The following is a 14,277-nucleotide window of genomic DNA, read 5'->3' on the forward strand; positions in this document are numbered from 1 at the left end:
CGTGCCTTTTGGTGTGTTTAGTGGGCTTTTCTTTTCATGGAACCCGAGGTCATCACCAGTTTGCAGAACCCGCGTGTGAAACAGCTCGTCAAGCTGCGCGACCGGCGTCCGCGTGATGCGGCCGGACAATTTCTGGTCGAGGGTTACCGGCAGATTCGACGCGCGCTGGACAAGGGGTTCGCCCCGGTGGAACTGTATTTTTCCCCGGAATGGTTCCCGGGCGATCAAGGCAACGAGCCCGAATTGATCGCGGCGGCGGCGGCGGCCGGGGCGCGAATCTATCAGCTCAACAAGTCCGCTTTTGCCAAAGTCGCCTACCGCGAGCGACCGGACGGCTTGCTCGCCGTGCTGCCGCAATGGCGGCACACGCTTGACGATCTGGCGCTCTCCCCCATGCCGTTTTTGCTGGTGGTCGAGGCCATCGAAAAGCCGGGCAATCTGGGCACGATCCTGCGCAGCGCGGACGCCGCCGGCGTCGATGGACTGATCGTGTGCGATCCGGTGACCGACCTCTTCAATCCGAACGTCGTGCGTGCCTCCACCGGCGTGGTGTTTTCCGTGCCCGTGGTCATTGCCGAAAGTGGCGCAGTGCGGGCATGGCTGCGTGATCGTGGTATTCGTTCCGTGGCGACGACGCCCGCGGCCACGATCCTGCACACCGACATGAATCTCACCGGACCGATGGCGATCGTGATGGGCAGCGAGCAATACGGGCTCAGCGATGATTGGCTGCGCGAAGCCGACGACAAGGTGCGTATTCCCATGGCGGGTCAGGCGGATTCGCTCAATGTCGCCATGGCCACGATCATTACGCTCTTTGAAGCGGTGCGGCAGAGGGCATAGGGCGCGGCGGCGCTCTCGGCGAGACCGCCCTACCTTTTTAGATAGGCGATGAGCTCGGCCGTGCCCTCGGCCATGCTCACGGTTGGCCGGTAGCCCAGATCGCGCTTGGCGGCCGAGATATCGAACCAGTGATCCTTGGCCAATTCGGCCGCGACAAAACGCGTCATGGGCGGTTCGCCCTTGAGCGGCAACACGCGCCAGAGCCCTTCGCACACCGCCCCTACGCGAGTAGCGGCGGCGAGTGAAATGCGCTTGGTCAAGGGAGGTTCGCCGACGGCAACCAGCAGCTCATTGATCCACTCCCACAAGTGCACCGGCTCGTCATTGGTGATAAAATAAGCCCTCCCGGACGGACTCGCAACTCCCTCAATTCCAGCATTCTGCGTGCCAGTGTAACCATTATGGTTACACTGGGCGAGGGCGCGTTCGACGGCGAGGTGGGCGGCGGTGGCGTTGGTGATGTGCACCATGTCGACGCGGTTTTGGCCGTCGCCGACGATGCGCAGTCGACCGGCGCGGGCGCGGGCGAGGATGCGCGGCACGAGGTGCGGATCACCGAGGCCCCAGATGAGATGGGGACGCAGAGCGGTGGTGAGAAACTCCGGCCGGTTGACGGCCAACACGGCGCGTTCGGCGATGGCTTTGGTGAGCGGATAGGCGCTGGGGCATGAGGTGGTGAGCGGAAGGGACTCATCGGCACCGGCGAGGCCCTGACCGTTGTAGACAACGCTCGGGGTGCTCGTGTGGACGAACCGTTTCACCCCCGCGTTTTGGGCGGCGGTGAGCAGCGTTTTTGTGGCGATGACGTTGTCGCGGTAAAAGTCTTCGTAACGGCCCCAGACACCGACGCGGGCGGCGACATGGAAGACGGTGCCGGCGTCGCGCACGGCGTCGGCGCAGACGGCCGGATCGTGGAGCGCGCCGACCACGACGCGGATGCCACGGGCGGCGAGTTCGGGACGCGGCTGGCGAGAAACGATAGTGAGTTTTCGGCCGGTCGAGAGCAGGACCTCGACGAGGTGTGAGCCGAGGAAGCCGGTGCCGCCGGTGATGAGGATGGGATCCGTGGGCGCGGCGGTCATTTCTTGGGGTCCACTTCGAATCCGGTGGCTTCGGTTTCCGCCCAATCGGTTAGCGTGAGGCGGTGAATCTTGGCGTTGTGGCGCACGTCGACGGGAAATCCCGGGTGAAAGTAAAACAGTGTGACCCGTCCGGCGTAAGGATGGTCGCGGGTGAGTTCGCGCAACTCGCGGCCGAGCTCGCGGCAACGTTTGGTGGAGCGCAACAAATCGGGGTCGCGCGGTTCGATGACAATGGCGGCGCGTTGTTGCGGACGTCGACCGTGGCCGATGAGCGCGGACCGGCGGATGCGGGGGTGTTGGTTGAAAAGGGGTTCGACCTGCTCGGTGAACAGAGGACCGGCGGCGGTTTCGACGCGCTCGGCGGCGCGTCCGCAAAACCACAGGCGACCCTTTGCATCGAGGTAGCCACAGTCGCCCATGCGGTGCCAGGCCGGCGCTGACGCGCCGGAAGTTCCAATATTTGAACGCTCAAACCCCAACGGCTTGGGAGAGGGTTTGGGGTTTGGTTGGTGGGGGTTTCCCGTGGCGATTTTGGCCCGCGCGGTGGCTTCGGGGAGGGCGTCGTAGGCTTGGGTGGCGGTGGGGCCGGTGATGATGATTTCGCCGATTTCACCGGGGGGCAGCTCGGTGGCGTCGGCCAAGGTGGCGATCGGCCCGTCGGTGAGCGCGATGATTTTGACGGTGTTACCGGCGATGATGGAACCGACGCAGGTGCCCGCACCGGTGAGCGTTTGGGCGGCGGTCTCGGCGAGCACGGAGGACGCCGCGATCGAGGAAACCGGCAAGGCTTCGGTGGCACCATACGGGCTGTGCAGTTCGCCGTGGGGCAGGAGCGGGCCCATGAGCCCCCAAAGCTCGGGCGAGACCGGGGCGCCGGCGGAGAGCACGCGCTTCATCGAGTCGAGGGTGCGGCGCTCGCGGTGGCAGTGGCGGGCGATCTTGAGCCAGAGTGTCGGGGAGCCGAATGAGTTGGTGATTTTTTCCTGGGTGATCGCCTGCAGGATTTTGGCGGGATCGACGGCGGCAGGTTTACTCGGATCGATCTCCGGCACGACGGTGGTCATGCCGAGCGCGGGATTGAACAGGGCAAAGATCGGCAGCATTGGCAGGTCGATTTCGCCGGGTTGGATGTCGTAGGTCTGGCGGATGAGCTCCACTTGGCCGTTGAACATGCCGTGCTCGTAGCAAACGCCCTTGGGGGCGCCGGTGGAGCCAGACGTAAAGAGGATGGCGGCGAGCTCGTCGGTCGCGCTGGTCACCACGTTGAGTTTGGTGGGCGCGGATTTGGCCGGACAGCGGGCGGTGCTGGAACCGCTCGCGGCGATACGGACCTGCACGGATTTGAACGAACCGCGGAAAACGTGGCTGAGCACGCGCGCCAAGGGGATGCCGAGCAGGACGCGGGGCTGCGTGCGCTCGACGCAACGCAGGAAGGTTTTACGGCCCATGCCGGGGTCGATCACCACCGGCACCGCACCTTGGGCGAAGAGGGCGAACACGCTGGCGATGAGCGGCAGGCCTTGGCGCACCATGACGAGGACGCGGTCGCCGCGTTGGACGCCGTGCTGGGTGAGCACGGATTGCCAAGCGGCGGCTTCGGCTTCGAGTTCGGCGAAGCTGAGGGTCAGGTAGTCGATCGAGCCGTCCGCGGTGCGTCCACGCGGAATCTTAAGCGCCGGGGTGGCGGGCTGAGCGGCCGCCATCCGGGGCAGGTGACGGGCAATGTTGGCGGATGCGGCTGCGGCAGACATGGGGTGACAGCGCGACGACGGTCGGAGCAAAAACCCGAGCTCGCAACCTTTACCAAACGAATCGGTCGCGGGCAGCTCAGGCCGCGCCGTTGCCGTCGATGCCTTGGGCGAAGGCGGGAATTTCGCGAATGAGCCCGGCTTGCCACGGCAGCAGCAGCGAATCGAGTTCGTCGGGACTGCGGGCGATGGCCGCGAGCTGGGCGCGATTGGCGATGAGGGTGGCGTCGAGGTTGAGCTTGGTGGCAAGCACGTCGCGGCCGGCTTTGAGACGGTCCTGGAAGGCCAACTCCTTCGGCACGAGCGAGCGATTGTCGCGGTTGCGTTTACGGCGCGGCAGCGTCTCGGGGTCGGTTTCGAAGCCCTGATGGACGGCTTTGGTGAGGGAGGCGATGAGTCGACTGTGCCGACGGCCGAGATTGATCGTGCCCAGCACGGCGGCGGGAGTGTCGCCGGCTTCGGCGGCCTGGCCCATTTTGATGAGCAGGCTGTTGTTGCAGACCTTGAACGGGGGCGTATCCAGGCGTTCGGCGGTTTTTTCGCGCCAGTGCCAGACGGCGTGGAGCACGGCGAGGCCGCGGCCGCGAAGCTTTTCGGATTTGCCGATGCGCCAAGCGTTTTCGTCGCCGCCGGGGAAGCCGGTTTGGGCGGACTCGATCTGGCGGCGGCATTGTTGGTCGAGCCAGTCGGTGCGCTTGAGTTTGACCAACTCCTTGTTGAGCAGGTCGCGTAGTTCGGGGAGGTGCCAGACGTCGAGCGACGCGTAATCGAGGAGCTTCTTGGTGAGGGGACGGCGCGACCAGTTGGCCTTTTGCGACTCCTTGGACATGATGAAGCCAAAATAGTCCTCCATGAGGGCGGCCAGACCGACACGCTGGCGGTTGAGGAGCTGGGCGGCGAGCATGGTGTCGAACATGCTTTTGGCTTCGAAACCGTTGAGATCGTGGAAGAGCCGCAGGTCGAAGTCGCTGCCGTGCATGAGCAGGTGCTTGGTCGCGAGTTTGGCGTAGAGCGCGTCAAAATTCATCGGCGCGAGCGCGTCCACGAGAAAAACCCGCCCATTCACGAGAAACTGCAGCAGGCAGATCTTCGTGCGGTAGCAGTTCATGTTGTCCGCTTCGGTATCGACCGCGACCTCATCGACGGTGTCGAGGGCGTCGAGGAGCGGTTGCAGGGAACCGGGTTGGTCGAGGAGTTCGTAGGCGGGCGGCTCGGGCTTCACTTTAACCCCGAGCAAACGACGGGCGGGACGCGGAAGAAAGCGTTTAATCATGCGGCGGTGCCCTTCCCGTCCCAGGCGGTCAAAAAGGCGTCGACGAGTTGTGGCAGGTCGGAACTGTAGCCGCCCTCAAGCACGGCGGCGGCGGGAATTTCCAGCTCGCGCAGCCAGGTGCCCAAAGTGGCAAAATGCGTGGTCTCCAAGGTCATATCAGTGATCGGATCGCCTGCGTAGGCGTCGAAGCCTGCCGAGACGAGCACAAGGTCCGGGCGGAAGGCAATCACGCGATCAAGGGAAGCGCGTAATGCTTGCATGTGCGCCGCGACGGGAGCGCCAGGCGGAACGGGCCAATTATGGCAATTGGCCAACGAGGTGAGCCCGGTGCCGGGATAGCAGGGGGATTGATGGACGGAGGCGAACAGTAGGCCCGGCTCGTTGGCGAAGATCGCTTCGGTGCCATTGCCGTGATGGGCGTCAAAATCCCAGACCGCCACGCGGGCCAGATCCCGGTGGTCGCGGGTGTGGAGCGCGGCGATGGCGATGTGGTTGAGGTAGCAAAACCCCATGGCCTGGTCGGCGGTGGCGTGGTGGCCGGGCGGCCGGTTCAGCGCGATGGCCGGTCCGCGACCAGCGATGGCGGCATCGGCTGCGGCGATGGCGGCCCCGCTGGCCCGATAAGCGTGGGCGGCAATGCCGGGGAAAAACGGCGTGTCGGCGTCGAAGTCTTCCGGGGTTTCCAGGCGCGACAAGTGCGCCGGGGGGTGAACCCGCAGCACATCTGCGCGCGTCGCGGCGGACGGAACCGTCCAGGTCCATTCCGGGTGGTGCTGTTCGAGATACGGCACGGTTTGCCGCAGGCGGGCGGGTTGTTCGGGACGGCGGGAGTCACCGTATTCAATGCATCGGGGGTCGTGGAAAAGCAGCACGGTGTTTTATTCGGTGATGTCGTAAATCTCCACCAAGGCGACACCTTCGCCGCTGAATTCGCTGCGGACCAAGACCGTCCACTCACCCGGACGCAGCTCCGTCACCCAAGCGACATCCTGGCTGTCTTCGCGCAAGGGAAACGCCCCGGCCCGAACAGCTGCCGCTCGTATTTCATCGGAGGACCCGTTCGGGCGGGTCCATTCTCCTCCCGGGCTGTTGAAAAGAAAGCCATCGGCGGTCACGGAGGCTTCGGGCTCCTGGAGCGTTCCGCTGAGGCCAAATGCAGCCAAAGTAGGTCCGACTGCGCGAATCAGGACTCTTCGGGTGGAGTCGCCGCCAATGGAGAAGCCTGCGATCATCTGGTTGTTTTCCCCGGCCCGAACGATGCCGCGGGTGGAGAGATTGACCAAAGCCGAGGCGTTGTCGTCGTTGGAGGCACGGTGATACACCTCCACGAGGGCCAATCCGGTGGAGACGGGGTTGGCGCTGCTCACCCGGGCGGTATAGATTCCCGGTGGCAATTCGATCAAGATCGCCGCATCGGCGCTACCGGCTTCGAGGGCAAACGCTCCGACGCTGTCCGCGGCCGAGACGATGGCGGTGGTGGTCACCGGATCCGAATCCCAACCCTCGTTGGCGGCGACCGATTGGCCATCACGGTTATAGAGTTCCAAACGTGGTTTTGTCAGCACGTCAGACACGTCAAATTGGGCCAAACCCGGACCGATGGCGCGAATGAGGCAGGTTTGGTTGTGTTCGCCGGAAATCACGAACCCAGCAACGAGCGAGTGAGTATCGCCCTCGACGACGCCACGGGTGGAGAGGTTAATCAAGCGACCCGAACGCAGCGGACGAGAGCGGACGATGGTAGCGTCGTCCCCCACGATAATTGCGCGTCCCTCGTGTTCGACCGCGCCGTAGAGATCGGCCGATGTGCTCGAGTCGGTGATGCGCCAGCTGCGCAGGCCGCCATTGGCACTCTGGTGAAACAGGCTCCCGTCGACGCCAAAGGCGAGTCCGCCGCCTAAGGTGGAGACAGCACCGTTGATTTCACCGACGAACAGATAGTTGAGCGCGCCCGATCTGTTGGTGGTGAACGCCGTGCCGTCTCTGCGCCGATATTCGACTCCTTGTTCCAGCGTGCCGTTGCCCTGGCGGGTGAGGTAATAGTAGCCAAGCGGGTCGCCGAATTCCACCAAGGTGACGTAGTCTCGGGTCTCCGTGTCATAGACCGAGGGTCGGCTCCAGTTGTGCCCGTCGAGTGAGTGCAGCAGCAGCCCGTCGTCGCCCAATGCGATGAACGGCCAGAAGCCATCGGATGCCGCGACGTGGCGAAACGTGCGCGACTCGTTCAGCTCCACGAGGGCCCAGGTTTGGCCGTCGGTCGAGGAGAGCATGGCGCCCTCGTCCCCTACCGCGATAAAACGTCCGTTGGCAAAGGCGATTGCCCGCAACGCGCGAGTCGAGACCGGGGAAGTGCGGAGGTCCCAAACCGAACCATCGACCGACGCCAATATGGTCCCGGCCTCACCAACGGCGATGAATGTTCCGAGGCCATACGTCACGCCGTGCAGGGTTGTGGCGGTGGGCGAGGCGGTTTCTGTCCACGAGACGGCGTCGGTTGAAGTTAATATTCGTCCGCTCGTGCCGACCGCGACCAATCTGCCTTCTGTTGCAGTGACGGCCCGGAGGCTGGCACCGCCAGGGGATGTGTGCACGGTTTCAAATTCGATTGCCGCGAAACCGAGTGAGGCGGCCAAGGACAACGTCGCCGTATAAGTGGCGAAGGTGCGAAAAAGGGGCATGGCGGTTTGGGGACGAAGGATTCGGAGCCAGCGAAAGCGAAGCAGATAGACGACAAACGAGTTTGAACTCAACCTTTCTGCCACCCCTGACCGACTGGTTGGGCAATCGATGCGTGGATTTTAACAAACCACGGATTGTCGCGGCTCGGGGATTGCTCCACGATGCCCCTGCCTATGACCGCTGCCAAACGCCCCCCCTCATCCGAAGAGTTACGCCAAGCCATTGCCCTTCGACTGGGTTTATTGGGTTGTCCATCCAGTGCCGGCGACACCCAGCGCGGGTTGACCGAGCTCGCGGATCCGATTTTTGCCCGCCACCGGGAGATGACCCGGCAGATGGTCGAGCGCTACTCTCCGGTGGATGGCCGCATTCAGCATTTCCTCGGGCAATACCTGGCTGAAATCGGGCCCGCTCCGACTTTGCCGCTGCGCACGCTGGTGCTCGATCAACCGGGTCTCGCGCGCGAGCTTTCACTGCCCGATCACGGGGACGAGGCCGATTCGCCGTTGTTGAAAAGCTATCGTCTGCGCAACGGCGTGTTGCACAACCCGGCCAGCGATCGTCGCACCACCAAGGGCGTGTTTCACATTGCCGAGGGAGGGCTGGCCGTGCCGGACGACAAGAAAGCGGTGCCGAAGCAGGCCTATGCGAAACTCCTGGAGATCGCGCTGGAACCGCCGGAGGAACTGACGCGCCTGCCCTACTCTTCCGACTGGAAAGAGCCGGCGCATGCGTTGGTCTCGCTGATGTTGCGCCCGAAGGTGGTCCCGGAAGTGCCGGGCTTCACCAAAGCCAAGTCGCTCGAAATCCGTTTCTTTGCGCCGGGTTCGCTGGTTTCCAATCTCGATTTCGTCGAGTCAATCTTCGGCAACGGCGGTGACCCTTACCTTCCCGAAAACGATGCGGGTCTCGATATCGACGGCTGGACCGGCCACACCGGCTGCGTCATTCTCGCTCCGCATTTGGTCAACGTGCCCAAGATCATGCTCGGCCTGCCCCACTGGGATCTGGCCACCCCGCGTCAACGTCGTGATGGCATGTGCTGGAAATCGGAGGACGAGCTCTACAACGACGGTTCGGCTTTCAAGGTTTGCGCCCGCGACGAACGCGGCGTGGTGGTGACGCTCATCGCGGACAACTACTACGGCTACTGCAAAAAAGAGGTGAAGACGCAGATCGGCTATTCGGCCAATCTCTTCGGTTTGGCCGAGGAGGAGCACGCCGGCGGCGCGCTCGTCTACCCGTCCTACGATCTGGGCGAGGAGTTTGCCGGCAGCGTGCACGTGAAGTCGCGCGGCCATTCCTTTGGCGAGGTGGTGGAAGCCTACGGCGACTTGATCGACGTGAAGCCGGAAGGTTACGCCATCGACAAGGTGTATCCGGATATTTACTACGTTCCGGAGGACGTGCGTTTCGACCTGCCCAAGCAGACGGTGACCTGGGGCGAGGACGGCAAGGACGGCAATCTGCTGCTGCGCGCGGGCATCACCTACGTGCGGCCGTCGGGTTACAAGGTGCAGCTCGAGCGTCCGCCCGGGCACAAGACCTGGAACCTGGTCGGCACCGTGCCGGAACCCACGTTGTGCCACAAGCCGTGCACCGTGTCCGGCGGCGGCAAATCCGAAATTTCCAAGGCCATCTCCGACGCCATTCTGCCGGGGCCGGTCTTTGTCGCCGACTTCGACCGCGACATGAACCGGGTGCAGGAGTTGCTCGATCACCCTTACGAGGAGCGGTTCGTCGATCGCGAAAAACGGGGCAAGGACAGTCGTCCGGTGCTCAGTCCGGAGCGGTCCCTCGGTTCCGTCATCAAGTTACTCACCCCGTCGTCGGAATACACGGCGGAGTTCAACGATTGGCTGGGGGTCATTCCCCAATACATCAAGGAAATCGTCTTTGTGGTGAAGCGGCACTTCCGCAGCGAATGGGGCGAGGATTGGCGCAGCCACTTCTCGGTTGACATCATCAATGGCACGCCGGGCAACGAACTCAAATGCGACAACCGCAAGCTCAACGCCAGTTACCTGCGCATGGGTTTCCGCGACGATGGTTCGTGGCGGGTGTTCGGCTTGCGCGAGGATTTCCATCCGGCCGCGAAAGTGCAGATGGAGGACGATATCACGGCCTCGGTCGTGGTGCCTTCGGATGTGCTCCCGGGACTGGCGGCCGGCTCCGTGCGTAAATCGCAAAAGTTCGTCGAAAATTGCGAGACGCGTCTCTTCCAACGCCCCGACGATGCGATTCATCGTGGCTACGATAAGCAGACCGAAATCGATCTCTCCAAACCCGGCAATTTCATCTCGAATTTCGAGCCGTTGGATCGCGCTGATGCGAAGTCGTTCGTGGAAAACGCCATCGATTTCGACAAGTGGACCGATCCGGTGAAGAACCTGATCAAACAGGCGGCCGCCGCGCCCGATGGTATCACCTACTTCGTCTCGCCCGCGCATCCGCGTATCGTGGATGGCAAGCCGACGAAAAATCCGCGCTACCTGCAGATGCGGCCAGATCTGGATGATCCGCGGTCGGTGCATCTCGCCCACATGGCGACGCGCCTGCATCGCCGTCTGGCGGCGGACGCGCCGGTTTACACCCCGGTCGATGCGGTGGTGCCGGGTCGGCGCAATAACCCGCCCGATGTGGAAGCCGGCATCCGCGCGCTCGCGGTGTTCAACCCGATTCATTACTTCGAACTGCCCGAGTTGTTCATGGAGTGCATCAGCTCGATGACCGGCAAGTCGCCCTCGACGACCGGCGCTGGTTCGGAAGGTGCGATGACGAAGGGTCCGTTCAATTGTCTGCCCATGGTCTACGACCTGAACGCCGCGCTGGTTTCGCTGCTGCTCACCGATCATCCGGCCTTCGTCTCGGCCGCCGGTTACGTCGGCCCCAAGGTGCGCACGGATCACGACGTGAGCCTACTCATTCCCGAGGTCTGGTGCCGCATGCAACCCCATGAGCGTGAGCCGCAATACCTGATCGAAAACGGCTATCTGGAAAAGTGCGTTGATATGGAAGTCGACGGCAAAACGGTGCTGTCCAGCCGACTCGGTTATCGCATCACGGCCAAGTTTGCCCGGACGTTCTTTGGTCGGGTGTTCAACCATCCCCACGTCGTATTCACGGAGGAGATGCTCAAGCCGGAGTTGCAGGATGAGGCCATGTTTGCCGAAGGCATGGAAAACATCAGCATCACGCATCAGCGGATTGCGCAGGCCTACTTCGATGATGGCACAATCGATGAGGCGTGTCCGCCCTTGCAGGCTCTGCTCCACATCATGGCCAAGGGTGATTGGAACGGCCACGGTCTCGATTCTGCCGAAGTGCGAGGCATGTTCTCGCGCGAAGTGCTGTTGGCCAGCGACTGGTATCAGGAACGCCTGGCCTCCAAGCAAGTGTGGGACACCGGCCTGTGGGAACGTCATGTCGACACCCTCGAACTCGCCATCGACAACCCGGCCTACGAGGACGTCGTCGATCGCATGGATTTGAAAACCCGATTGAAGGCGGCGCAGGCGGAATGTGAGCGCGTGAAGAGCGACGCTTATCTCAAATCCCTGGTCGGCACGCTCGGTCGGCAGCCGGTTTAAACTGCGGCCCGGTTCGACGACGGGCCCGGTTGTTCGGGCCTAGTCGTCGGACTCTTTTTTCTTCCGCGCCTGGTCCACGAAGATGCGGATTTCGGCATCGCGCCGACCCAGCACTTGGGTGGCGCGTTTGAGCGCGTCGCGAGTTGACAGCGTGGGGTTGGCGGGCACTTCGCGGAAGAAGTTCTCCTCACCCAAGCGATCGATGAAGCCGGAGTTGCGCAGGACCCGCGTAATCTCCCGGCCGGCGCCGGAAATGAGGAGCTGGCGTTTGGATTTTTTGAGGAAGTCGTGAAACTCTTCGATCGCGATGGCGGCGGTGGCATCGAGGTTGCGGGCGTTTTTGAGGCGGAGGATGACGACTTTGATGCTCGGGTCGCGGATGACCTCGCGGATCTGCTGGGTGAAGATCTCGGTCGAACCGAAAAACAGGTCGCCTTCGGCGTGAAGGATGGAGATGCCGGGAACGTTGCGCCGGTTGGGGGTGGGCAGTTCGGCGAGTTGGCCCTCGGGGTTGAAGTTGTATTCCACCAGCTCCGGATTTCCGGCCTTCTTGAGGAACAGCATGATCGAGGTGAACGCGCCGAGGTAGATGGCGGCATCGATCGTAAACAGGAGGGAACTGACAAACGTGACGACGAATACGATGGTGTCCGATCGCGTGGTGCGCAGCGCCAGCAGGAGGTTGCGGCGATTGATGAGCGAGCAGGCGATGCCCATGACCAGCACGGCGAGCGCGGCCTTGGGAATGAATTTGATGAGCGGGCCGACACAGAACAGCAGCACCAGGACGACCAAGCCGGAGATGACATTGGCCAGCGGCGAGCGGGCGCCAGACATGTCGTTGAGCACCGAGCGGGTGAGCGACCCCGAGGCGTTCATGCCGCCGCAGGCGGCGGTGGCGAGGTTGGCCATGCCCATCGCATACATCTCCTGATTGACCACAAACCGGTGGCCGGCGCGGGACGCGACTGTCTTGCCAATGGAACTGCCCTCGAGGATTGAAACAAACGCCAGCGCCAGGGCCGGGGCCGCGAGATTGCCCACGAGTTGGAAATCGAAGATGCCCGGGAAAAACCGGAAGTTGGTGAGGCGAAACGTCTCCAGGTAGGCGATGTGCCAGTCGATGTATTTGAAGCCGAGCCCCACCAGGCCGGTCAGCACCAAGGTCGCGACAATGCTGGGGATTTTCGGGGCCCAGCGGCTCAGTGCCTGACTCAAGGCCAGGGTGGCAGCCGCCATGACGAGCTCGGGCCAGTGGGTTTGCGGGAGGAGCCGGATGGTCTCCTGCAGAATGCCGAGAAAGGTCGATCCACCGGTGGTGCGAAAACCGAGGATGTTTTGAAACTGGTTGACGAAAATCAGCGCGGCGGCGGCGGTGATATAGCCAGTGATGACCGACCGGGAAATGTAGTTGATCAGCATCGAGGCCCGCGCGAGGGCGCCCACGACGAGGAAAAACCCCACCATCAGCACGAACAGCGGCAGGGCGAGCATGCGTTGTTCGGCAGGCAGACCGCTGGCCGCGAGTCCCGTCAGCAGCAGAATCGCGGTCGCATTGGTCGGACCCAGCACCACGAAACGCGTGCCGCTGAAGAAGGGTCCAACGGTTGCTCCCACGGCACTGCTGATGAGACCCATCAGGGCGGGCACGCCGGCGATCAAGGAGAAGGCGATGCTCTGGGGGAAGGCGAGCAACGCGACGTTGATGCCGGCGCGGGCATCGGCGGCGAACGTGGATTTGGGCGGTCGGCGAAACAAACGACGGCCGGGGAACCAGTCGAGGTCGATGCCGTGCCAGATGCCGCGCGCCCAATAGCGCAGGATACGACCCCAACGACGATGGCGGGCGGGCGCGGAAGGCGGGACGGAAACGGGTTGATCGGTCGGTTCGCTCACGGAGCAGTCTTCACCGTGAGATTAACGATACGGCGACGTCAACCGGAGCGATGGGTCAACGCGTTGAATTGTGGGTTGTTGTGCCGGAGCGGTGGATTAGGGTGCGTGCCCATGAAACGTCGGCTGATCCTCGGTTTGCTCGCGATATTTTTAGCCGGTGGTGCGGGGATGCACGGCCAAGATGTCGGACCTGAAGCCCTGTCGACTTCCAAACCCCGCTACCCTTTCGCCATGCGGCGGGCCGGTTTGAGCGGCGACGTGACCGTAGCTTTCGTGGTCGATACGCAAGGGCGGGTGCGAGCTCCGTTCATCGCGGAAGCGAGTCACCCGGCGTTTCGTCAAAGTGCGATCGATGCGGTGATGGAATGGAAATTCAAACCTGCCATGGTCGACGACAAAGCGGTCAACGCGCGGATGCGTGCGCCCATTCACTTTCGAATCATCGGTGAGGAGGAGAATTTTGGGTGGCGGGTCATACGACCGCGGACCTTCTCCTCCGAAGTGCCGGAGGCCTACCGTTGGGATGAGGCACCGGTGCTGGAACATTTTGCCCCACCGGTATTCCCCCGTGAGGCGATGATGGAACGCCGGAAGGGAAAGGTGACGGTCAAGTTCGTGGTCGGACCGGATGGATTGGTGGCGGGCACGCTGACCAGCGGCAAAGCGGATGATACGATCAAAGCAGCCGCAGCGGCGGCGGTGGAAATATTTCGATTTACCCCGGCGACTCAGCAGGGCGTGCCTTGCGGAGCCATCCTGCACATGGATTTCGATTTCAAATTCGGATCGAAGAGTGACGCGCCGGTAACGGCTGAAATGAAGCGGCTGGTCAAGATCCTGAAGTCATCCGAAACAGCGATGCCGGAACTGAAGGATTTGGACGAGGTGCCCATGGCGATCTATCAGCGCTCGCCCCGAATTCCCCCGGCATTGGCGGGCAGCCCCGGTGGGGGTGAAGCGACGATCGAGTTTGTGATCAACCGCAATGGTTCCGCCATGTTGCCGCGGGTCGTGGCGGCAACTGAACTCGCCTATGGTTATGCCGCCGCGCAGGCGGTGGCGGACTGGCAGTTTGCCGTGCCACTGATCGACGGCGAGCCGACCGATGTGCGGGCGGTGATCCCGATCAAATTTACGGGCAATTGAATCGGGTCGTGCAAAGGGAT

The 14,277-nt window shown here is 62.9% G+C and carries 9 protein-coding genes; 3 read left to right on the plus strand and 6 right to left on the minus strand.

From position 1 onward, the window contains the following. Positions 1 to 36 precede the first annotated feature (36 nt). Positions 37 to 843, plus strand: a complete 807-nt coding sequence (locus tag PXH66_RS19350; protein ID WP_330930862.1) for a TrmH family RNA methyltransferase — start codon at positions 37 to 39, stop codon at positions 841 to 843. 29 nt (positions 844 to 872) lie between these two features. Here PXH66_RS19350 and PXH66_RS19355 read toward each other — a convergent pair whose 3' ends face one another. The 5 genes from PXH66_RS19355 to PXH66_RS19375 all read right to left on the minus strand — a co-directional run bounded on the left by PXH66_RS19355 (position 873) and on the right by PXH66_RS19375 (position 7,624). Continuing rightward, positions 873 to 1,925, minus strand: a complete 1,053-nt coding sequence (locus tag PXH66_RS19355; RefSeq protein ID WP_330930861.1) for an NAD-dependent epimerase/dehydratase family protein — start codon at positions 1,923 to 1,925, stop codon at positions 873 to 875. Beyond that, positions 1,922 to 3,676 carry a fatty acid CoA ligase family protein gene (locus tag PXH66_RS19360; protein ID WP_330930860.1) on the minus strand — a complete coding sequence of 585 codons (1,755 nt, stop codon included), beginning with the start codon at positions 3,674 to 3,676 and terminating at the stop codon, positions 1,922 to 1,924. Before PXH66_RS19360 ends, PXH66_RS19355 begins: the two co-directional genes overlap by 4 nt. A 76-nt stretch (positions 3,677 to 3,752) precedes the next feature. After that, positions 3,753 to 4,946 (minus strand): ribonuclease D, encoded by a 1,194-nt coding sequence (locus PXH66_RS19365; RefSeq protein ID WP_330930859.1) that lies wholly within the window; start codon positions 4,944 to 4,946, stop codon positions 3,753 to 3,755. Next, positions 4,943 to 5,818 carry a histone deacetylase family protein gene (locus PXH66_RS19370; RefSeq protein ID WP_330930858.1) on the minus strand — a complete coding sequence of 292 codons (876 nt, stop codon included), beginning with the start codon at positions 5,816 to 5,818 and terminating at the stop codon, positions 4,943 to 4,945. Before PXH66_RS19370 ends, PXH66_RS19365 begins: the two co-directional genes overlap by 4 nt. Before the next feature lie 6 nt (positions 5,819 to 5,824). Beyond that, complete coding sequence (locus tag PXH66_RS19375; RefSeq protein ID WP_330930857.1) at positions 5,825 to 7,624, minus strand: WD40/YVTN/BNR-like repeat-containing protein; 1,800 nt, start codon at positions 7,622 to 7,624, stop codon at positions 5,825 to 5,827. A 174-nt stretch (positions 7,625 to 7,798) separates the two neighbouring features. On the opposite strand from PXH66_RS19375, the gene PXH66_RS19380 reads away from it, so the two are divergent. Further along, on the plus strand, positions 7,799 to 11,215 hold the full coding sequence (locus PXH66_RS19380) for a PPi-type phosphoenolpyruvate carboxykinase family protein (protein ID WP_330930856.1): 3,417 nt from the start codon (positions 7,799 to 7,801) through the stop codon (positions 11,213 to 11,215). Positions 11,216 to 11,254: 39 nt separating this feature from the next. Here PXH66_RS19380 and PXH66_RS19385 read toward each other — a convergent pair whose 3' ends face one another. Continuing rightward, complete coding sequence (locus PXH66_RS19385) at positions 11,255 to 13,111, minus strand: SulP family inorganic anion transporter (RefSeq protein WP_330930855.1); 1,857 nt, start codon at positions 13,109 to 13,111, stop codon at positions 11,255 to 11,257. A 111-nt stretch (positions 13,112 to 13,222) separates the two neighbouring features. On the opposite strand from PXH66_RS19385, the gene PXH66_RS19390 reads away from it, so the two are divergent. Beyond that, the gene (locus PXH66_RS19390; protein ID WP_330930854.1) at positions 13,223 to 14,257 is read left to right on the plus strand and encodes a TonB family protein; all 1,035 of its coding nucleotides are present in this window, start codon (positions 13,223 to 13,225) and stop codon (positions 14,255 to 14,257) included. Positions 14,258 to 14,277 lie beyond the last annotated feature (20 nt).

Origin of the sequence: Synoicihabitans lomoniglobus (assembly GCF_029023725.1) — a bacterium.
GTDB classification, from domain to species: domain Bacteria; phylum Verrucomicrobiota; class Verrucomicrobiia; order Opitutales; family Opitutaceae; genus Actomonas; species Actomonas lomonigloba.